The sequence below is a fragment of the Streptomyces sp. NBC_01288 genome (assembly GCF_035982055.1).
Classification (GTDB): Bacteria; Actinomycetota; Actinomycetes; order Streptomycetales; family Streptomycetaceae; genus Streptomyces.
Map to the genome: position 1 here is coordinate 1,880,871 of NZ_CP108427.1, position 19,509 is coordinate 1,900,379.

Below are 19,509 nucleotides of genomic sequence, written 5' to 3' on the forward strand. Positions count from 1 at the left end.
GCCTGCGATCCGGATCCCAGGCCCCCCTCGGAAAGCCGCTCGCCGGTCCCGGTGCCACGTCCCGGTCCCGGTCCCCGCTCTCCGAATGTGCGGCAGAACATGATCACCGACGTTGACCGCGCACACCCGACCTGCGCACAATCTGCGGGCCCGCGACGGCCGTCGGCGAACAGGGAGGCCCACCGTGTGTGGAGATTGCGGTCACCGTGAGACGATTGCTTCGATCGCGCGCAACGCCTCGGCGCCGGCCGACGTCCTGACCAGGCTGCTGTGCGAGGAAGCCAAGGCGGCATGGAACACGCTCGCCTGGCGCGCCCTGCCGGACGAGGTGGTCGACGCCATCGTCGCGCACCCCGACCGCAAACTGCGGGCCCTGCTCACCGAGAACATCTCGATACCGGCGGAACAGCGCGCCAGGCTCGTGGACGATCCCGATCCACACGTCCGCCTCGGTCTGGCCATCGGACCCGACTGGTTCCGCGTCCCCACGCCGCCGCTGCCCCTGTCCGCTCAGCGGCGCCTGCTCGACGATCCGGAACCGAAGGTCCGCCGAAGCGCGGCCCAGTGCCACGACACCGCTCCGAGCCTGGTCGCCGGGCTTGCCGACCACCAGGAGGCGGAGCTTCGACAGGCGGCCTGCCGCGAGTGGGCCTCGCTGTCCGAGGACACCCGAAGCCGTCTGCTCCACGACGCCGATGACGGAGTCCGCCGGGCGGCCCTGATCCAGGCCTCCCGCGAGGACGCGGCCTGCACGGACCTCCTTCTCGGCCTTCCCGACGATCCCGACGCGGGAATCGGCAGCCTCGCCAGGTGGGAAGTGATCCGCTACGGCGCCATGAGCACAGCGACCGCCGAACGGCTCGCGGCAAGCACCGAATCGACGGACCGGCGGGAGTTGGCGGCCAACCTCAACGTTCCCATCGACATCGTCCGGACGCTGGCGGACGACGAGGCGCACAGCGTACGGCTGGCGGTATCGGTACGCCCCGAACTGACCGAGACGGAACGCAACTCCATCGACGTCACCATCAGCCCGTCCGACCGGCTCGACCCCGTCGAATGGGTTCTTCTCTGCGCCGATCCCGACGTCCTGCGCCAATGCGCCACGTCGGCCAACACGCTGCTACGGCGCAGCGCCGCCTACAGCTCGCACCTGCCCGCCGACGCCGTCGACCTGCTCTCGGAGGACGAGGACCACCCCGTACGACTCCTGCTGTGCGAGAACCAGCCGACCGTCGACGGCGAGGTGGTGCTGGAGACGTATCTGGAATGCCGGGTCATCACCAGAGGTGCTCTGCAGGCCCACCCGAACTTCCCGCGCGCGGGCAACGGGCAACGCTTCGCCGACGACCCCGATCCGGCGAAGCGCCGGCTGGCGCTGCTGGACCCTGATGTGCCCGTCGCCACTCTGGTCCGGCTGCTTGCCGACCCCGACGATCTCGTACGTGCCAGGGCAACCGCACACCCCGCGCTGCCGGTCGATCTCATCCTCGAATATTGCGAACATCCGGAGACCTCCGCCGACGCTCTCAGCAACCCGAGCCTTCCCGTGGAAACCATGCACCGACACCTCGACGCAGCGGGGATCCCCAACTGACGCGGGCGGCAGGGGCGCTACGAACACTGCTCGCCGGGGCAGCGGCCCTCGCGGGCGGCGGAAGGCGAGAAGCGCACCCCGATATCCGTTCGCTCCGCGTGGGCAGGCGTCCTACTCTCGGCCCATGGACAGGCCTCTCGTAGCGATCCTCAGTGGCGCGGGTATCTCCACCGATTCGGGGATCCCCGACTACCGCGGCCCCAACGGCCTGTGGCGCAAGGACCCCGAGGCCGAGAAGCTCGTCACCTACGAGTACTACATGGGTGACCCGGAGATCCGGCGCCGGTCCTGGCAGATGCGGCGCAAGAACCGCGCCCTCCAGGCCGAGCCCAACGCCGCGCACCGGGCCGTCGTAGAACTGGAGAAGTCCGGCGTACCCGTGCGGGTCATCACGCAGAACATCGACGGCCTGCATCAGCTCGCCGGGCTGCCCGCCCGCAAGGTGGTCGAACTGCACGGCACCGCGCGGGAGTTCGTGTGCACGGTGTGCCATGTGCGCGGGCCGATGCAGGACGCCGTCGCCCGGGTCGAGGCCGGGGAGGACGATCCCGGGTGTCTGGAGTGCGGCGGGATCCTGAAGTCCGCGACCGTCTTCTTCGGCGAGCGGCTCGACCCCGTCGTCCTCGGCGAGGCCGTCGCCATCACCAAGGCCTGCCAGGTGTTCATCGCCGTCGGGAGCAGCCTCCAGGTGCAGCCCGCCGCCGGGCTCGCCGGTGTCGCCGCCGATCACGGGGCACGGCTCGTCATCGTCAACGCCGAGGCGACGCCGTACGACGAACTCGCCGACGAGGTCGTACGGGAGCCGATCGGGACGGCGCTGCCCCGGCTGCTCCGCGGACTCAGCGGGTGACGCGGAGCTTCGACTGGCCGTGCGGGAGTTGTTCCCAGTCCTCCAAGAAGTGGGCCTTCAGGCCGTGTTGGGCCGCCAGCGCGACCAACGTCTCGGTGCGGTAGTAGAAGTCCTCGCGCAGGACGTGGTGTTCCTCGCCCTCCGTGCGGTCGAAGGTGAAGTCGAACCAGCCGCCCGGCGCCAGCACGCGGCCGACGTTGGCCAGGCACTCCTCGATGACCGGGAGCGGGGAGTGCGAGAACACGCTGTGCGCGTGGACGACGTCGAAGTGCGCGTCGGGCAGGAAGCGCAGGGTCAGGTCGTGTACGGGGGTGAGGGTGGGGAGGCGTTTCTGGAGGCCCATTTCCACGACCGTGCCCTGCGCCGCCGCCAGGATGTCGGGCGAGATGTCGATGCCGTAGTAGTGCCCGGGGTCGAGGTGGCGGATGAAGCGCCAGCCGCCGCGCAGGTTTCCGCAGCCGATCTCCAGCATGCGGTGCTCGGGGCGCAGACCGTGGCCGAGGAGGTAGTCGAACTGCAACGCGCCCAGCGCCAGCCAGCGTTCACGGCTCGCGCTGCCGACCGCCGCGTCCGGGTCGGCCCGGGTGTCGGAGCGCATCACGGCGCGGTAGTAGGAGACGTGGTCCGGGTGGCGATGGCGCAGCCAGGCGTCCCGGGTGGCACGGGCCAGGTGGCGGGGGACGCGGTCGGGGTGGCGCAGGGCGTAGGCGATGCGGTGGCCGAGGGCGGCGCGGTTGGCGGTGAGGTTCTTGGTGGGCACGGGATCGTCGCCTTTCCGAATTCCGAGGTGGGTGGCGGGTGTTGATGCCAGCCTCGGTGCGGTGGCCGGGTGTCCGGCTCGGTCAAGGGGCGGTGATCCGCGGGCGGTTCGGGTGATCCGGATGTCAGCCGATCGGTTGATGCGCCGTCCCGTCGATCGCGTTAGACACAGAGGATGGGACACACGGGACAACCGAGGACGGGGCGCGTCGGGCCGGAAGAGCGCCTGTTGCCGGCGGTCGTGCACGCCGCGTTCTTCCTGCTGCTCGGCTCCTCGTTCGTGCGCTTCCTGACCCGCGACCAGGGCGGGGCCCGCACCGGCTGGGTGCTCGCGCTGTACGCGGTCTTCTGTCTGCTGTACGTCCTCGGGCAGTTCCTGGCTCCGGCGCCCCGCCCGGGTTCCGCGCCCGGCACGCGGCATCTGGCCTGGCTGGGCTCGGTGTCCGCCGTCTGGACCGTGCTGCTCGCCCTCGCGCCGAGTGCCACCTGGTGCGCGATGCCCCTGCTGTTCGCCGGCCTGTACGCGCTGCCGCCACGGTTCGCGGTGCCGCTGGCCGCCGTACTCACCGCGCTCGTCGTGGCCTCCGAGATACGGGTGGCGGACGGCACCCTCAACCCCAACATGGTCGTCGCCCCGCCGGCCCTCGCGGCGGTCGCCACCGCCGTGCTGGTCCAGTTGCAGCGGCAGGCGGCCCGGCAGCGCGTCCTGATCGACGACCTGGTCCGCACCCGCCGCGACCTCGCGGCCACCGAGCGGCGGGCCGGTGTCCTGGCGGAGCGGCAGCGGCTGGCCACGGAGATCCACGACACCGTCGCGCAGGGCCTGTCCAGTCAGCAGATGCTGTTGCAGGCCGCCGAACGGCTGTGGCGGACGGACCCGGAAGCGGCCCACGCGCACGTGCTCAAGGCCACCGAGATCACCTCCCGCGGTCTCGCCGAGGCACGCAGGTTCGTCCATGACCTGGCACCGGCCGACCTCGTCGAGCACTCCCTGCCCGTGGCGCTGCGCGCGCTCGCCGAGCGGGAGAGCGGTCCGGGCCTGATGGTGGAGTTCCGGCTCGACGGCGATCCGGGCCCGCTGCCCGAGCGGTCCGCTGCGGCGCTGTTGCGCATCGCCCAGGGCGCGTTGGCCAACGTACGCGAGCACGCGGCCGCGACCCGGGCCGCGCTCACCCTGACCTGCCTCGACGACCAGATCTCCCTGGACGTCGCCGACAACGGCCGTGGTTTCGACGCCGGTTCACCCCCGGTGTCCGCGCCGGGCCGGGTGCGTGGCCACGGGCTGCCCGCCATGCGGATCCGGGCCCGGCAGTCCGGTGGCACGCTGAGCGTGGAGTCGGCCCCCGGCGAGGGCACGGTCGTGTCGGTCGCCGTCCCTGTCGTCCCTGGCGAGCCTGGTGTCCGTGATTCCCGTGAGGAGCTCGTCCCGTGAACACACCCGTAGCACCCGTACCCGTACGTCTGCTGCTGTGCGACGACCACGCCGTCGTGCGGGCCGGACTGCGCGCGCTGCTGTCCAGCGCCGAGGGCATCGAGGTGGTCGGTGAGGCGGGCAGCGGCGAGGAGGCCCTCGCCCTGGCCGCCCGGGTCCGTCCCGACGTGGTGCTGATGGACCTTCAACTCGGCGACGGCATGGACGGAGTGACGGCCACCAGGAAACTGACCGCCGGTGACGGCCCCCGTGTCCTCGTCCTCACCATGTTCGACACCGACGCCGACATCACCCGCGCCGTCGAGGCGGGCGCCACGGGCTACCTCCTCAAGGCCGAACGCCCCGAGGAACTGTTCACCGCGATCCACAGCGCGGCGTCCGGCCGTACGGCGCTCTCGGCCCCGGTCGCCGACCGGCTCTTGGCGCGGATGCGCAGCCCGCACCCCACCCTGTCCGAGCGCGAGCGCGAGATCCTCGGCCAGCTGGCCCGCGGCCTGGGCAACCGGGAGATCGCCCGGGCCCTCTTCATCAGCGAGGCGACGGTCAAGACCCATCTCGGGCGGATCTACGGCAAGTTGGGAGTGGAGACGCGGTCCGGGGCGGTGGCCGCCGCCAAGGAGCGACGGCTGCTGTCATGACACCCCGCCGGCACCGGAACCGCCGGAGGCACTAGAAAAGCGCCGCCCCGCTCTCGAAGTCCAGCAGCCGCTGCTTGCGGTCCAGACCGCCGCCGTAGCCCGTGAGGCTGCCGTTCGCGCCTACGACCCGGTGGCAGGGGACGATGATCCCGACGGGGTTCTTGCCGTTGGCGAGGCCCACCGCGCGGGAGGCGCCCGGGTTGCCGAGGGCGTCGGCGAGGTCGCCGTAGGAGCGGGTCTCGCCGTAGGGGATGCGGCGGAGTTGGTCCCAGACCGTCTGCTGGAACGGGGTGCCGTGCAGGCGGAGTTGGAGGGTGAACTCCTTCAACTCGCCTGCGAAGTACGCCTGTAGTTGGGCGGTTGTCTCGGCGAAGGGGGTGTCGTCGGGGATGCCGAAGTTCTCCTCCGGGGGGCGGTGGCGTTGGTCGACCATGTAGAGGCCGCAGAGGGCGCCGTCGTCGTCGGCGACGAGGGTCAGCGGGCCGTACGGGCTGTCGATCACCGTGTGGTGCTTCATGGCTGCTGCAATCCCCTTACACGGGAAGGAAGTTGATCGGGTGGCTGTCCGTCGCCCACAGGTACTGGACCGCGTACGCCCGCCACGGCCGCCAGGCCGCCGCGCGTGCGGTGAGGGCGGCCGGGGTCGACGGGAGGCCCAACTCCTGGGCGGCGCGCCGGATTCCGAGGTCGGTGGGGAGGAAGGCGTCGGGGTCGCCGAGGGCGCGCATGGCGATGACGTCGGCCGTCCAGGGGCCGAAGCCGGGGAGGGAGAGGAGCTGGGCGCGGATCTCCGTCCAGTCGCTCTCGACTCCCAAGTGGAGTGTGCCGTCCGCCAGTTGGCCCACCAGCGTGGTGAACGTCGTGCGGCGGGCGCGGGGCATCGCCAGTGACTCCGGGTCCACCGCGGCCAAGGCCTCGGGGGACGGGAAGAGGTGGGTCAGGCCGCCCTCGGGGTCGTCGACCGGTTCGCCGTGCGCGGTGACCAGGCGGGCCGCGTGGGTGCGGGCCGCCGCCGTGGAGACCTGCTGGCCGAGGACGGCCCGTACGGCGAACTCCGCCTCGTCGACCGTGCGCGGGACGCGGCGGCCCGGCGCCTTGTCCACCAGCGGTGCCAGGACCGGGTCGGTCCTCAACTGGTCGTCCACCGCGACCGGATCGGCGTCCAGGTCGAGCATGCGGCGGCAGCGGCTGATCGCCACCGGCAGATCGCGCAGGTCGCTGAGCGTGAGACGGCAGGCGATGTGGTCGGACTTGGGAGTCAGGGACGCGATGCCGTGGCCGTAGGGGAGGCGGAGAGTGCGGCGGTACGCGCCGGCGCGCCACTCCTCCACGCCCGGTACGGCGGTCGCCGCCAGGTGGCCGAAGAGGTTGTCGGGGTTGAGGGGCGCGCGGAACGGCAGGCGGAGCGTGAGGGTGCCGGGGGTCAACACCGTTGTCTTCGGGCGCCTGTTGCGCAGCTCGCTCGGGGAGAGGGCGAAGACGTCGCGCACGGTGTCGTTGAAGGCGCGGATCGAGGAGAAGCCGGCGGCGAAGGCGATCTCCGCCATCGGAAGGGCGGTCGTCTCGATCAACAGCCTTGCCGTCTGGGCGCGTTGGGCGCGGGCCAACGCGAGGGGGCCGGCGCCGAGTTCGGCGAGGAGCTGGCGTTCGATCTGGCGGGTGCTGTAGCCGAGGCGGGCGGCGAGGCCGGGGACGCCCTCGCGATCCACCGTCCCGTCGGCGATCAGGCGCATCGCGCGGGCCACCAGGTCGGCCCGCTGGTTCCACTCCGGGGAGCCGGGACTGGTGTCCGGGCGGCAGCGCTTGCAGGCCCGGAAACCCGCCTGCTGGCAGGCCGCCGCGCTCGGGTAGAACGTCATGTTCTCCGGCTTGGGCGGGACGACCGGGCAGCTGGGCCGGCAGTAGATGCGGGTGGTCAGCACGGCCGTGAAGAACCAGCCGTCGAAGCGCGCGTCCTTGGACTGGACCGCGCGCACACAGCGCTCCGTGTCGGTGTGCATCCCGTTCTGCATACGTCCAGCATCCGATACGGGGCGGACCGGGGCTGGCGGGAATCCGACATCAACCTTGTGTGGCCTGGTCAGGCACGGATCACCGTACATCCGGCGCAGGCGTCCTGGGTGCGGGCGGGTTATGCGTTTGTGGTGTGACCTCCGGCTTTGTAGCGTCGGCTCCCGTGACGCCTCCTCCCCCGTCTGCGCACTCCGCAGACTCCCTCCCGGCCCTGCTCGACGCGGCCCGGAGCGACTACGAAGCCCTTCTCGCGAAGGGGCTCAAGCTCGACCTGACCCGCGGCAAGCCCTCCGCCCGCCAGCTCGACCTGTCCGCCGAACTGCTCTCGCTGCCCGGCGACCGCTACACCTCCGCCGACGGCACGGACTGCCGCAACTACGGTGGCGCGGACGGGCTGCTGGAACTCCGGGAGATCTTCTCCGGGTTCCTCCAGGTCCCGGCCGACCAGCTGCTCGCCGTAGGGAACTCCAGCCTGGAGCTGATGCACGACTGCCTCGTGCACGCGCTGCTCGGCACGCTTCCCGGGGCCGCGCGCCGGTGGGCGGACGAGGAGCGGGTCGCGTTCCTGTGTCCGGTCCCCGGCTACGACCGGCACTTCGCGCTGTGCGAGCGGTTCGGCATCGAGATGATCCCCGTGCCGATGACCGCCGAGGGTCCCGACATGGACGTGGTGGAGCGGCTGGTCGCCGAGGACCCCGCGGTGAAGGGCATCTGGTGCGTGCCCAAGTACAGCAATCCGGACGGGACTTGCTACAGCGACGAGACCGTACGGCGGCTCGCCGCCATGCCGACGGCCGCGCCCGACTTCCGGGTCTTCTGGGACAACGCCTACGCCGTGCACCACCTCACCGACGAGGAGGTGGAGATCGCCGACATGCTCGCCGCCTGTGCCGCGAGCGGGCATCCCGACCGGGTCTTCGTCTTCGGGTCCACCTCGAAGATCACCCTGGGCGGTGCGGGCGTGGCGTTCTTCGGCTCGTCCCCGGCCAACGTGGCCTGGCTGCGCGGCTACAGCGCCAAGCGTTCCATCGGCCCCGACAAGGTCAACCAGCTGCGGCACGCGATGTTCCTGCGCGATGCGGACGGGGTGCGTGCCCATATGCGCAAGCACCGTGAGCTGCTCCGGCCGAAGTTCGACACCGTGCAGCGCATCCTCGCCGAACGGCTGGGCGACACCGGTCTCGCATCCTGGTCCACGCCCCGGGGCGGCTACTTCATCACCCTCGACGTGCCCGACGGCTGCGCCCGCGAGGTGGTGCGGCGCGCGGCGGACGCCGGTCTCGCCCTGACTCCGGCGGGCGCCACGCACCCGTACCGGGACGACCCGAGGGACCGGACGATCCGTATCGCCCCTTCCTTCCCCGACCTCTCGGAGATCGAGGAGATCATCGAGGGGGTGGCCACCTGCGTACGGCTGGTGGGCTACGAAAGGCTTGCGGCCGAGGCGAGTTGACCTGCCGGACGACTTTCCGGCCCGGCCGGGCCCGGCCCAACTCGGTCCCGGTCGGGGCCGCAGCCGTGCTACGGCCGGGGCAGGACGGCCAAGGCGGTTTCGGCGATCGCGCGCAACGAGTCGGGGCTGCCTCCGCCTTTGCCCAGCGCCTCGATCCCGCGCAGCACCGCGAGCAGGAGCCCGGCCAGCCGAGCGGGGTCCTCGTCCTGCCTGATGTCACCCGCCCGCTGCGCTCCGGCGACGCAGGACGTGAGCAGTTCCCCGATGGCGGCGAACGTCCGGCGGGCGGTCTCCTCGACGGCCGGGTCCTGCCCTGAGAGCTCGGCGGTGCCCTTGGCCAGCAGGCAGCCGCGCCGAGACGCGTCCGAGGCGGTGGCGTCCGCCACCTCCAGTACATGCGCGCGCAGCCGTTCGAGGGCGCCGGCGTCCGGACCGTCGAGCGCCTGCCGTACGGCGTCGACCAGTTCGGCACAGTGGTCGTCGAAGGTTCGCAGGAACAGTTGGCGCTTGTCGCCGAAGGCACCGTAGAGGCTGCCCTTTCCCAGACCGGTGGCCGCGGCGATGTCGTCCACTCTCGCGGCTGCGTAACCGATCGACCAGAACTGGTCCCTGGCGGCGCGCAGCACCTCGCCTTCGTCGAAGCTTCGGGGTCTTGCCATGGCTCCACGATATCCGTTCTTGACCGCCTCGTCCAGAATCAGCTACGTTCTGGACGAGGCGGTCAAGAATGACTGGCCGCCCGTCACGTCGTGCCACGGCCACGAGCAGCGTGCACGGCACAGTGCTCTCGAAAGGACGGGTGCCATGCGCCCCATGGACGGAAAGACAGCTCTGGTCACCGGCGCCTCCAGCGGCATCGGACGAGCGATCGCGAAGCGCTTCGCAGAGGACGGCGCCCGCGTCTACCTGACCGGCCGGCGCAAGGACGAACTCGAAGCCGCGGCCGAGGAGATCGGCCCCGACGCGGTCGCCGTTCCGTGCGACGTCTCGCGGGCGGCCGACCTCGACCGCGTCATGGACGTCGTCCGCGGCGACGGACGGCGGCTCGACGCCGTCGTGGCCAACGCCGGCCTGGGCGACGGGGCTCTGCTCACGGACGTCACGGAGGAACAGTTCGACCACGTCTTCGGCGTGAACACCAAGGGCAGCCTGCTCACCGTGCAGAAGTCACTGCCCCTGCTCGCGCGCCCCGCGTCGGTGATCCTTCTCGGGTCCACCACCATCCACCAAGGCGTCGACAGAATGGGCGTCTACGCCGCGTCGAAGGCGGCCGTACGCAGCCTGGGCCGGACCTGGGCCGCGGAACTCGCCCCGCGCGGTGTGCGCGTCAACGTCATCACGCCCGGCCCCATCGCCACACCCGCGCTCGACGGCCTGGCCGACAAGTTCGGTCAGAGCACCGAGGACCTCCACCGCGCGCTGGCCTCGCAACTGCCGTTGCAGCGCATGGGGCGCCCCGAGGAGGTCGCGGCGCTGGCCGCTTTCCTCGCCGGGCCGGAGAGTTCGTTCATCACCGGTGCCGAGCACTTCGTCGACGGCGGGCAGGTCCAGGTCTGACCGAACGTCCGATACCCACGCACACCGGCCTCCCTCCCTGTGTGCGGCACCTCACGCCCCGGTTACAAATCGCTCAACCCCTGGTTGCGAAGCGATGAGCAGTACACGATGGGCACATGACCCTGGCCGAGCGAGCCATGCAGCGACTGGAAGGCTGGCGCGACCTCAGCGCGGTCCCGGCCAGTTGCGGTACGGGGCGGGCGCTGCGGTCCGCCCACAGCGAGATCGTGCACTTCCACTCGGACCACGATGTGGACCTGCATCTCACCGTCGGGGCCATCCTCCGGTTCCATCACGACCTCAGTGAGTCGACCGCGATCCGGATCATCCCCGGTTCCCGCTGGGTGACGGTCCACCTGGACTGCGAGACGGACGTCGACCTGCTGCTCAGCCTGGTCAGCGTCGCCCTGAAGGCACACGCGGGCGGGCCCCCGTCCGGGAGCCCGCCCGCGACCGGCTGCAACTTCCACCGGGTGACGCTCGTGCCACGAGACGGCGACTAGGAACAGCCCGAAGGGGCCCGGTCCCTAGAACACCGCCGCCGTGTCGTCCTCCCCCTCCTCCAGCAGGGTCGCCGCCGCGCCGACGATGCGGGGGTCGGGGCTGCCGACCACCTCCTCGTCCTTGTCGGCGTAGTCGAAGCGGGCCAGCACGCTGCGCATGGCCTCGACCCGGGCCCGCTTCTTGTCGTTGCTCTTCACCACGGTCCAGGGCGCGTGCTCCGTGTCGGTCTCCCGGAACATCGCGACCTTGGCGGCCGTGTAGTCGTCCCAGCGGTCCAGGGACTCCAGGTCCATCGCGCTGAGCTTCCACTGCCGTACGGGATCCACCTGGCGGATCGTGAAACGGGTGCGCTGTTCACCCTGTGAGACGGAGAACCAGAACTTGATCAGGTCGATGCCGTCGTCCGCCAGCATCCGCTCGAACAGCGGGGCCTGGCGCATGAAACGGCGGTACTCGTCGTCCGAGCAGAACCCCATCACGCGCTCCACGCCCGCCCGGTTGTACCAGGACCGGTCGAACAGCACGATCTCGCCGGCGGTCGGCAGATGCTGGACGTAGCGCTGGAAGTACCACTGACCGCTCTCGCGCTCGCTCGGCTTCTCCAGCGCCACCACGCGGGCGCCACGCGGGTTCAGGTGCTCGGTGAACCGTTTGATCGTGCCGCCCTTGCCGGCCGCGTCGCGTCCCTCGCAGACGATGACGAGACGACGGCCGGTCTCCTTGACCCAGCGTTGCAGCTTCAGCAGTTCTATCTGCTGGAGCCGCTTGTGCCAGTCGTACTCCTTGCGCTCCATGCGCTGTTCGTACGGGTAGTTCTCCCGCCAGGTGTCCACCGTGCTGCCGTCGGGCCGCACCAGCACCGGGTCGTCGGCGTCGGTGTAGTCGACCCGCAGCCCGGCCAGCAGTTCGGTCATCCCGGCCTCCTCTCAAGGGGGTTCAGTGACTCAGAGGTGATCGGTGGTGATCCGCCGTACTCAGTGGAACTGCGGCACGATCAGATAGATGCCGTACGCCACGACAGCCGCACACGCGAGAAAGCACAACCCCGCCTGCGTCAGACCGAGGGCGTGTGTGCCGCCGTCCACTTCGCGCGCGGCCTCGACCCGGGCGAGGCCGAGGATGCCCAGCGCGAAGACGACGACCACGCCGACGGTCACGCCGACACTCACCGCGAAGACCTCGCCGAGGGAGTTCCAGTCCACACTCATTGCTCAACTCCCTTGGTTCAGGCGGCCGTACGGACGTCCGAGGACGCCTCGCTGCGGATGGTGACCTCGTGGGTCTCGTTGACGTTGTCCGCGTGGACGGGGTTGCGACGCGAGGCGATGACGATGAACAGGGCCACGGCGGCGGCGATCAGCGCGATCAGGGCCGTACCGAGGTTGCCGCCGTGCTTGACGACGGTCGCGGACAGACCGCCGACCGCGGCGGCGGCCGGGAGGGTGACCAGCCAGGCGATGACCATACGGCCGGCGGTGCCCCAGCGCACCTCGGCCAGGCGTCGGCCGAGGCCCGCGCCCAGGATGCCGCCGGAGCAGACCTGCGTGGTGGACAGCGCGAAGCCCAGGTGGGCGGAGGTGAGGATGACGGTCGTGGAGGCGGCCTCGGCCGCGAAGCCCTGCGGGGACTGGATGTCGGTGAGGCCCTTGCCCATCGTGCGGATGATGCGCCAGCCGCCGATGTAGGTGCCCAGGCCGATCGCGAGTCCCGCCGCGGTGATGACCCACACCGGCGGACCGGCGTCGTGGCCGAGCGCGCCCACGGAGATCAGGGTCAGGGTGATGACGCCCATCGTCTTCTGGGCGTCGTTCGTGCCGTGCGCGAGGGAGACCAGGGAGGCCGAGGCGATCTGGCCGAGCCGGAAGCCCTTGGTGACCGAGTCCTTGCGGGCCCGGGCGGTGATCTTGTAGGCGAGGTAGGTGGCGAGGAGAGCGGCGATCCCTGCCACGAGCGGGGAGGCCACCGCGGGGATCAGGATCTTCTCCACGACCTTGTCGAAGTGGACGCCGTTGGCACCCGCACCGACCCAGACGGCGCCGATCAGGCCGCCGAACAGGGCGTGCGAGGAACTGGACGGCAGTCCCAGCAGCCAGGTCAGGAGATTCCAGAGGATCGCCCCGACGAGCCCCGCGAAGATCATCCCTGGTGTGACCAGGGTGTCGTCGACGATGCCGCCGGAGATCGTCTTGGCGACCTCCGTGGACAGGAAGGCACCGACGAGGTTGAGGGCCCCACTGATCAGGACCGCCGTTTTGGGCTTCAGCGCCCCGGTGGCGATGGACGTCGCCATCGCGTTGGCGGTGTCGTGGAATCCGTTGGTGAAGTCGAAGGCCAAGGCCGTGACGATGACGACCGCCACGAGGAACGTGATGTGGTCCATCGTTCGATGGAAGCAACCGAAGGCGTACATTCGGCCAACCGCAGGCCAAATCGAGGCATGGCCCGTGCAACGCCGGTGTGCACACACCCCTCTCCGCTCCTCACGCACCCCTCCCTCCACCGCACGCACACACTTCCCTCTCCTTATGGCATGGCCCGGTCAAATCTGCGAAGCTTCCCCCGCGATCACGCAAGCGCTACGCGCGTTCCCACGGCCGCCCACCGGAACACCCAGTCCGGCCCGGCGGCCACCGAGCAGGCCGGAATCCCGGCCGCCGTATAAGGAGTTCCGTGTGAGATCGACCCCCCACAAGGCCCTGGCCGCCGGCGTCTTCGCCGTCGCCGCCGTGGCCGCCCTTGCACTCCCCGTCACCCCGGCCGCCGCCGAGCCGACGGCCGCCCCGCTCGCCGCCGCCTGCACCCCGGCGCAGGTGGTCACGGGCGGCGACTTCGAGAGCGGCACCTCGTCCTGGACCCAGTCCTCTACGACGGTCATCACCAGCCGCACCGGCCAGAGTGCCCATGCCGGCTCCAACTTCGCCTGGCTGGACGGCACCGGCGGCACGCACACCGACAGCCTGAGCCAGAGCGTCACGATCCCGTCCGGGTGCAGCAGCGCCACGCTCACCTTCTGGCTGCACATCGACACCGCCGAGACGACCTCGTCCACCGCGTACGACAAGCTCACGGCGAAGATCGGCAGCACGACGCTCGCGACGTACTCGAACCTGAACAAGGCCACCGGGTACGTCCAGAAGTCGTTCGACGTGTCGTCGTTCGCGGGCCAGACCGTGAGCCTCGCCTTCAGCGGCACCGAGGACTCCAGCCTCCAGACGAGCTTCGTCCTGGACGACATCGCGCTGAACACCTCGGGCGACACGGCCCCGCCGGCCGACTCGACGCGCACGCCGGCCGCCCCGGCGTACACCGTGAGTCTGAGCAGCAACACCGCCGGCACGGTCTGGACCGGCCACGAGAGTACGACCTTCACCAACGCCTCGGCCACCCCGCTCACCGAGGTGTACCTGCGGCTGTGGGACAACTACCACGGCACCTGCTCCGCACCGCCGATCACGGTCACCAACGTCACCGGCGGCACCGCGGGCGCCCTCTCGGTCGCCTGCACGGCCCTCCAGATCGCGCTCCCGACCCCGCTCGCGCAGGGTCAATCGACCACGATCGGCTTCGACTTGGGGATCACCGTCCCGAGCGGCGCGGACCGGTTCGGCTACGACGGCGCGTTCAGCATGATCGGCAACGCGCTGCCGGTCCTCGCGATCAAGGACGGCTCGGGCTGGCACCTGGACCCGTACACGAACAACGGCGAGTCCTTCTACTCCCTGGCCGCCGACTTCAAGGTGACCCTGGACCACCCGACCACCCTGCTGGTCCCGGCCACGGGCGCCTCGGTCGACACCCCCGGCACCAGCGGCCGCACGGTGACCACGGCCACCGCGTCCAAGGTCCGCGACTTCGCGTGGGCGGCGGGCCCGTTCACCAAGATCTCGGGTACGTCGACGGCGGGCACCCCGATCAACATCTACTCGGTCACGGGCATCAGTTCGTCCAACGCCCAGTCGATGCTGACCACCGCCAAGTCCGCGGTCGACGCCCACGCCGGGCGCTTCGGCGCCTACCCGTACGGCGAGTTGGACGCCGTCATCGACAACAACTTCTGGTTCGGCGGCATGGAGTACCCCGGCTTCGTCCTCGACCTCGTCAGCACCACGGCCCTCACCCATGAGATCGGCCACCAGTGGTTCTACGGCATCGTCGGCGACGACGAGTACAACAGCCCCTGGCTGGACGAGGCGTTCACCGACTACGCCACCGACCTCGCCCAGGGCCTGACCGGCACCAACTGCTGGAACAACGTCTCCTGGGCCTCCTCGGCGGAGAACATCACCAACTCGATGGCCTACTGGGACGCCCACTCGTCCCGCTACTCCACCGTCGTCTACGGCTACGGCAAGTGCGCCCTGCACGACCTGCGCCGCACCCTCGGCGACACCGTGATGGCCAAACTCCTGAAGGACTACGCCACTTCACACTGGTACGGCGTCTCGACCACGGCCGAGTTCAAGGCGGCCGCCCAGGCCGCGACGACCACGGACCTGACCTCGTTCTGGACGACTCACCGCATCGTCGGCTGACGGATATCTTCTCTGACGGACGGGGAGTTGGCGGTGCGGTCGGGGATCGCACCGCCAACTCCCCTTGTGGTCAGACCCGTCGTGTGGGTGCCGCCGCGGTCGGCGGTACGGCGATCCCGCCGGCCTCCGTGCGCCAGGCGTCGGCGAGTTCGGCGGGGAAGCGCCGGCCGCTGCGGGTGAGGACGACACCGGGGGCGAGTTCGACCTCGTCGCCGGGACGGAACGACCGGTCGCTCTCCGGCGGCAGCGTCTCCCACGGTCCGGGCACACCCCTGCGACCCGCTCTGCGCGTCCGTGTCCCGTACGTGCTGACGTCACGGACCAGGACCGTCCCGCCCCGCGCGGAGACCGCCACATGCCGACGGCTGACCTGCGCGGCGATCTCCGGCGAGAGCAGACTGTGCAGGGCGATGCCCGCCGGTCCCGGCAGCCGTCCGACATGCACCTCGGAACCGTCGTCGAGGGTGTAACGGGCCACGCAGGTATGGTCGATGACCACCTTGAGCTGTGCCGCGGCGGGCCTTCGCCCCTGGTCGGTCAGCGGGCTGCCGTGCACCTCGCAGGTGGGGACCCCGCGCCGCATCCGGGGCAGCAGGACGCGGTCGCCCCGATGGACGTCGTAGAGCGTGCAACGGGGTTCCGGGCAGCGCCAGTTGCGCATGATGACCTCGGTCAGCGGGGTGCGGGCCGGGCCGAGCAGGCCCTGCTTCTTGAGGGCCGCGAGTTCCATGCGGTAGGAGATCTCGGCCTCCGTGCGCACGCCCATGTCCATGGGGACGACGGCGACCGAGCCGCAGGGGCGGGGTTCCGGTCTGAGGAACTGCCAGGTGTTGCCCTGGATCCACGGGTGTTCGACGCGATGGTCGACGTACTGGTCGCCGGTGACGACCCGGGTACCGGTCATCCGGGCCAGGTCCAGGATGCGTTCGTCGGCGTCGTCGACCTCCTCGACCAGCCCGTCCGCGACCCAACGGCGCAGCCTGCGCACCTCGGCCGGATCGCCGAACTCCCGGTGCCCGCCCAGCAGACTGGTGTCGGCGACCAGGTAGACGGAGACGTCCGGGTCCCCGGTGAGTTCTGTCAACGCCCGCAGAACGAGCGCCAGTCGGTGCAGCGAGCGCGGTCCCCGGGGGCCGATGGAGGTCTGGCGTACGACGTTGGAGAGTTCCAGCAGATAGTCGGCGCCCTCCGCCGAAGGGACCAGATGATGTTCCATACGCACGCCTCACAGTCCGACGGAACCTGCCAACTGCCTTGATTCTCCTCGATCTTCGCCCATTTTCCTTGATCCCCTCGGATACTTCCCGATGACCGGCTTGCGCCGGTACGATCACACGCCTGGCGAGGGGGGCTGTACATCTTGAACAGTGCTGAAAACGGTGGCCACTTGAGACCTCTGGGCCCCGACGACCCGCGGGACGTGGCCGGTTACCGGCTGCTCGCCCGGATCGGCGAGGGCGGCATGGGGTCCGTCTACCTCTCCCGCACGCGCGGCAACCAGCCGGTCGCCCTGAAGGTGATCCGCCGGGAGTACGCCCAGGACGAGGAGTTCCGCCGCCGCTTCGAGCAGGAGGCGACCTCCGCCCGCCGCGTGCAGGGCTACCACATCGTCCCGGTCGTCGACCACGACACCACCGGCCCACAGCCCTGGCTCGCCACCGTCTACGTCCCCGGCCTCGCCCTGGACCGGGTCCTCGCCCTGCACGGGCCGCTCCCGCTGCCCACGGTGCTCCAGCTGACGGGCTGCGCGGCGGAGGCACTGCACGCCGTGCACAAGGCCGGTGTGATCCACCGGGACATGAAGCCGAGCAACATCCTCATCGGCTCCGACGGCCCCTGGATCATCGACTTCGGCATCGCGCGGGCCGCCGACGCCACCCAACTCACGCGCAGCGGCGGGCTGATCGGCACCCCGCAGTTCATGTCGCCGGAGCACGCGAACGGCCAGGAGCAGACCCCGGCCGCCGACGTCTTCTCCCTCGGCCTGATCGCCGCCGTGGCCGCTACCGGCCGCCATCCGTACGGCGACTCCGGGGCCATCACGCTGGCCACGAAGATCGCCAACACCGAGTTCCGGCCGCCGGACCTGACGTCGTATCCCGAGCCGCTGCGCGCGGCCCTGGAACGCACGCTGGCGGCCGACCCCGCCGCCCGGCCCTCTCCTTCCGAACTGGCCGCCCTGTGCGAGGAGTTGACCGAGCGGCGGTTGCGGGACTTCACCGGCTGGCTGCCGGTGCCCGTCGCGTCGGACATCGCCCGGCAGGAGCAACTCGCGCGCGAGCAGGGGGCATTGGAGGGTGGCGGGGATCTCGCGGGTGCCTCTGCCGAGGCCGAGGTGTCCGCGGGTTCGGGCGACTCCGCAGGAGCGGCGGGCGCGACGACCGTGCCGCCCGGCAGCGGGGCTCGGGGTGCCGTGCCGCCCGGCGGTGGCTCTCACGGTGCCGTGCCGCCCAACTCCCCGTCGCCCGGCGGATATACGCCCACCCACACACCGGGGTCCGACCAGCCGACACAGCACGCGCCGACGCGCCCGCCGCAGCCTGCCTCAGGACCGGCACCCTCGTTCCCGCCCGGGACACCGCCCTCCGCCACGGCACCGGCCCGCGGCCGGACCCCGCTGGCGGTCGGCGCCGCCGCGCTCGCCGTGGTAGTCGTAGCGGCGGCGGCCTGGGTCCTCACCCGTGACGACGACAAGGACACCGGCGCGAAGGGCGGCACCGGGCAGACAGCCTCGTCGGCGCCCACCGGCAGCACCGCGTCACCCTCCACGAGTTCGACGGCCGGCGGCTACACCGCGGTCTTCAAGGACAAGCCGCTCACCCTGCGCGCCCAGTTCACGACGGGCCGCAGCTCGTACACCAACGTCGACCTGGACTCGCCGCGGATCGACACCCACGCCTCCAGCTCGACGACCGGGGCCGAGCTTCAGTACGCGGAGTGGGGCACCACCCACACCCTGAACCTCGTGACGACCACGGGAAAGAGCGCGGGCCCCACTCCCGAGCAGTGCGCCGAGGGCGCGGCGGCGAACGCGCTGCCCTCTCAACTCGCGGGCACCGACCAGGGCAAGGAACTGACCAAGGGCACGCTGCTCTGCACCGTCACCGACGAGAAGAACCTGGCGATGCTCAAGATCAAGGATGTCGTCGTCCAGAAGGACGCGTCCGGCATCGAGGCCCGCGACTACGTCACCGAGCTGACCCTCTGGAAGACGGCCTGACCTTCGCGCTGGGAGACGGCCTCACCGTCGAGCCGGGAGACGGCCTCAGCGTCGCTCCGGGCGGCGGCTCACCGGGCTCACGGACGGCCCCTCCCCCTCGATTACCCTTCCGCCATGACCAGCAACGGAAGCCGCCCGCGCGATCATTCGGTGCAGTCCGTCGACCGGGCGGTGTCGATCCTCCAGGTGCTGGCCACGCGGGGGCCCAGTGGTGTGACGGAGATCGCCGAGGAGCTGGGTGTCCACAAGTCGACCGTGTTCCGGCTGCTGGCGACGCTGGAGTCACGGGGGCTGGTCGAGCAGGACACCGAGCGCGGGCGGTACCGCATCGGGTACACGATGGTCGAACTCGCCGCCGGGGCGAGCAAGGTGAACGACCTCTCCCTGCTGAGCCGCGCCGTCTGCCAGGAACTGGCCGCGGCCGTCGGTGACACCGTGAACGTGGCGATCCACGACGGGCACGACGTGATCAGCATCGACCAGGCGATCGGCGCGGCGGCGATCACGAGCATCGACTGGGTCGGCAGGCGCACCCCGATGCACGCCACCGGCGCGGGCAAGCTCTTCATGGCGCACATGTCCCCCGGACAGGTCGCGGAGATCCTCGCGCGCGGGGTGGAGAAGTACACCCCGTACACCATCGTCGACCCGGCGCCCCTCGCGGCGGCGCTGAAGGCGATCCGCGAGCGGGGCTACGCGACCACCAGCGAGGAGCACGAGATCGGGCTGGCCGTGATCGCCGCCCCGGTCCGCGCCCTGGACGGCAGTGTCATCGCGGCCGTGACCCTGTCGGGGCCGACCTTCCGCATCAACGAGGACACGGTGCCCGGTCTCGCGGAACAGGTGCTGGCCGCCGCCGCGAAGATCTCCTGGCGCCGGGGGTACGTGAAACGCGGATGAGCGCCGCGCGCACGGCGAGTTAACACGGCGGGCTCTTGACGGGTGGGGATTCCC

Annotated in this window: 18 protein-coding genes; 10 read left to right on the forward strand and 8 right to left on the reverse strand. The window is 70.8% G+C overall.

All coding sequences use genetic code 11. The annotated features are described in order from the left end of the window. Nucleotides 1-184: 184 nt before the first annotated feature. Both OG194_RS08275 and OG194_RS08280 read left to right on the forward strand, forming a co-directional pair. The gene (locus tag OG194_RS08275; protein ID WP_327400201.1) at nucleotides 185-1,597 is read left to right on the forward strand and encodes a hypothetical protein; all 1,413 of its coding nucleotides are present in this window, start codon (nucleotides 185-187) and stop codon (nucleotides 1,595-1,597) included. 124 nt (nucleotides 1,598-1,721) lie between these two features. Further along, nucleotides 1,722-2,447: an SIR2 family NAD-dependent protein deacylase gene (locus tag OG194_RS08280; RefSeq protein ID WP_327400202.1), complete on the forward strand. Its 726-nt coding sequence runs from the start codon at nucleotides 1,722-1,724 to the stop codon at nucleotides 2,445-2,447. Here the strand turns inward: OG194_RS08280 and OG194_RS08285 are convergent. After that, the gene (locus OG194_RS08285; protein ID WP_327400203.1) at nucleotides 2,437-3,207 is read right to left on the reverse strand and encodes a class I SAM-dependent methyltransferase; all 771 of its coding nucleotides are present in this window, start codon (nucleotides 3,205-3,207) and stop codon (nucleotides 2,437-2,439) included. The two genes, OG194_RS08280 and OG194_RS08285, sit on opposite strands and share 11 nt — an antisense overlap. A 174-nt stretch (nucleotides 3,208-3,381) precedes the next feature. On the opposite strand from OG194_RS08285, the gene OG194_RS08290 reads away from it, so the two are divergent. Both OG194_RS08290 and OG194_RS08295 read left to right on the forward strand, forming a co-directional pair. Continuing rightward, nucleotides 3,382-4,638 carry a sensor histidine kinase gene (locus OG194_RS08290; protein ID WP_327400204.1) on the forward strand — a complete coding sequence of 419 codons (1,257 nt, stop codon included), beginning with the start codon at nucleotides 3,382-3,384 and terminating at the stop codon, nucleotides 4,636-4,638. Further along, nucleotides 4,635-5,276: a response regulator transcription factor gene (locus tag OG194_RS08295; protein WP_327400205.1), complete on the forward strand. Its 642-nt coding sequence runs from the start codon at nucleotides 4,635-4,637 to the stop codon at nucleotides 5,274-5,276. Before OG194_RS08290 ends, OG194_RS08295 begins: the two co-directional genes overlap by 4 nt. A 31-nt stretch (nucleotides 5,277-5,307) precedes the next feature. Here OG194_RS08295 and OG194_RS08300 read toward each other — a convergent pair whose 3' ends face one another. Beyond that, nucleotides 5,308-5,793: a methylated-DNA--[protein]-cysteine S-methyltransferase gene (locus tag OG194_RS08300; protein ID WP_327400206.1), complete on the reverse strand. Its 486-nt coding sequence runs from the start codon at nucleotides 5,791-5,793 to the stop codon at nucleotides 5,308-5,310. Nucleotides 5,794-5,809: 16 nt separating this feature from the next. Then, nucleotides 5,810-7,288 (reverse strand): AlkA N-terminal domain-containing protein, encoded by a 1,479-nt coding sequence (locus tag OG194_RS08305; RefSeq protein WP_327400207.1) that lies wholly within the window; start codon nucleotides 7,286-7,288, stop codon nucleotides 5,810-5,812. 164 nt (nucleotides 7,289-7,452) lie between these two features. Here OG194_RS08305 and OG194_RS08310 point away from each other — a divergent pair, with 164 nt between their 5' ends. Next, nucleotides 7,453-8,742 (forward strand): aminotransferase class I/II-fold pyridoxal phosphate-dependent enzyme, encoded by a 1,290-nt coding sequence (locus OG194_RS08310; protein ID WP_327400208.1) that lies wholly within the window; start codon nucleotides 7,453-7,455, stop codon nucleotides 8,740-8,742. Nucleotides 8,743-8,810: 68 nt separating this feature from the next. Here OG194_RS08310 and OG194_RS08315 read toward each other — a convergent pair whose 3' ends face one another. Continuing rightward, on the reverse strand, nucleotides 8,811-9,401 hold the full coding sequence (locus OG194_RS08315; RefSeq protein WP_327400209.1) for a TetR/AcrR family transcriptional regulator: 591 nt from the start codon (nucleotides 9,399-9,401) through the stop codon (nucleotides 8,811-8,813). 145 nt (nucleotides 9,402-9,546) lie between these two features. On the opposite strand from OG194_RS08315, the gene OG194_RS08320 reads away from it, so the two are divergent. Together OG194_RS08320 and OG194_RS08325 are read left to right on the forward strand one after the other, a co-directional pair. After that, nucleotides 9,547-10,299: an SDR family NAD(P)-dependent oxidoreductase gene (locus OG194_RS08320; protein WP_327400210.1), complete on the forward strand. Its 753-nt coding sequence runs from the start codon at nucleotides 9,547-9,549 to the stop codon at nucleotides 10,297-10,299. Nucleotides 10,300-10,415: 116 nt separating this feature from the next. Then, complete coding sequence (locus tag OG194_RS08325) at nucleotides 10,416-10,802, forward strand: luciferase domain-containing protein (RefSeq protein ID WP_327400211.1); 387 nt, start codon at nucleotides 10,416-10,418, stop codon at nucleotides 10,800-10,802. A gap of 24 nt (nucleotides 10,803-10,826) precedes the next feature. Here the strand turns inward: OG194_RS08325 and ppk2 are convergent, their stop codons facing one another. The 3 genes from ppk2 to OG194_RS08340 are packed head-to-tail and all read right to left on the reverse strand — an operon-like array spanning nucleotide 10,827 to nucleotide 13,183. Continuing rightward, nucleotides 10,827-11,717 carry a polyphosphate kinase 2 gene (ppk2, locus tag OG194_RS08330; RefSeq protein WP_327400212.1) on the reverse strand — a complete coding sequence of 297 codons (891 nt, stop codon included), beginning with the start codon at nucleotides 11,715-11,717 and terminating at the stop codon, nucleotides 10,827-10,829. Nucleotides 11,718-11,777: 60 nt separating this feature from the next. After that, nucleotides 11,778-12,011, reverse strand: a complete 234-nt coding sequence (locus OG194_RS08335; protein WP_019062951.1) for a hypothetical protein — start codon at nucleotides 12,009-12,011, stop codon at nucleotides 11,778-11,780. A 17-nt stretch (nucleotides 12,012-12,028) separates the two neighbouring features. Beyond that, nucleotides 12,029-13,183 (reverse strand): inorganic phosphate transporter, encoded by a 1,155-nt coding sequence (locus OG194_RS08340; RefSeq protein ID WP_327400213.1) that lies wholly within the window; start codon nucleotides 13,181-13,183, stop codon nucleotides 12,029-12,031. Between the two features lie 292 nt (nucleotides 13,184-13,475). Here OG194_RS08340 and OG194_RS08345 point away from each other — a divergent pair, with 292 nt between their 5' ends. After that, nucleotides 13,476-15,335: a M1 family aminopeptidase gene (locus OG194_RS08345; protein ID WP_327400214.1), complete on the forward strand. Its 1,860-nt coding sequence runs from the start codon at nucleotides 13,476-13,478 to the stop codon at nucleotides 15,333-15,335. A gap of 70 nt (nucleotides 15,336-15,405) precedes the next feature. On the opposite strand, the gene OG194_RS08350 is transcribed toward OG194_RS08345, so the two are convergent. Then, nucleotides 15,406-16,551 (reverse strand): FHA domain-containing protein, encoded by a 1,146-nt coding sequence (locus tag OG194_RS08350; RefSeq protein ID WP_327400215.1) that lies wholly within the window; start codon nucleotides 16,549-16,551, stop codon nucleotides 15,406-15,408. 204 nt (nucleotides 16,552-16,755) lie between these two features. Here OG194_RS08350 and OG194_RS08355 point away from each other — a divergent pair, with 204 nt between their 5' ends. Both OG194_RS08355 and OG194_RS08360 read left to right on the forward strand, forming a co-directional pair. Continuing rightward, complete coding sequence (locus OG194_RS08355) at nucleotides 16,756-18,555, forward strand: protein kinase domain-containing protein (protein ID WP_442811784.1); 1,800 nt, start codon at nucleotides 16,756-16,758, stop codon at nucleotides 18,553-18,555. Nucleotides 18,556-18,669: 114 nt separating this feature from the next. Continuing rightward, nucleotides 18,670-19,455 (forward strand): IclR family transcriptional regulator, encoded by a 786-nt coding sequence (locus OG194_RS08360; RefSeq protein ID WP_327400217.1) that lies wholly within the window; start codon nucleotides 18,670-18,672, stop codon nucleotides 19,453-19,455. Nucleotides 19,456-19,509 lie beyond the last annotated feature (54 nt).

Bases quoted from the DNA above. Each gene is read 5' to 3' on its own strand.
- OG194_RS08280 (WP_327400202.1), top strand. From the start codon at position 1,722: ATGGACAGGCCTCTCGTAGCGATCCTCAGTGGCGCGGGTATCTCCACC.
- OG194_RS08290 (WP_327400204.1), top strand. From the start codon at position 3,382: ATGGGACACACGGGACAACCGAGGACGGGGCGCGTCGGGCCGGAAGAG.
- OG194_RS08300 (WP_327400206.1), bottom strand. From the start codon at position 5,793: ATGAAGCACCACACGGTGATCGACAGCCCGTACGGCCCGCTGACCCTC.
- OG194_RS08305 (WP_327400207.1), bottom strand. From the start codon at position 7,288: ATGCAGAACGGGATGCACACCGACACGGAGCGCTGTGTGCGCGCGGTC.
- OG194_RS08315 (WP_327400209.1), bottom strand. From the start codon at position 9,401: ATGGCAAGACCCCGAAGCTTCGACGAAGGCGAGGTGCTGCGCGCCGCC.
- OG194_RS08320 (WP_327400210.1), top strand. From the start codon at position 9,547: ATGCGCCCCATGGACGGAAAGACAGCTCTGGTCACCGGCGCCTCCAGC.
- OG194_RS08325 (WP_327400211.1), top strand. From the start codon at position 10,416: ATGACCCTGGCCGAGCGAGCCATGCAGCGACTGGAAGGCTGGCGCGAC.
- ppk2 (WP_327400212.1), bottom strand. From the start codon at position 11,717: ATGACCGAACTGCTGGCCGGGCTGCGGGTCGACTACACCGACGCCGAC.
- OG194_RS08335 (WP_019062951.1), bottom strand. From the start codon at position 12,011: ATGAGTGTGGACTGGAACTCCCTCGGCGAGGTCTTCGCGGTGAGTGTC.
- OG194_RS08340 (WP_327400213.1), bottom strand. From the start codon at position 13,183: ATGGACCACATCACGTTCCTCGTGGCGGTCGTCATCGTCACGGCCTTG.
- OG194_RS08350 (WP_327400215.1), bottom strand. From the start codon at position 16,551: ATGGAACATCATCTGGTCCCTTCGGCGGAGGGCGCCGACTATCTGCTG.
- OG194_RS08360 (WP_327400217.1), top strand. From the start codon at position 18,670: ATGACCAGCAACGGAAGCCGCCCGCGCGATCATTCGGTGCAGTCCGTC.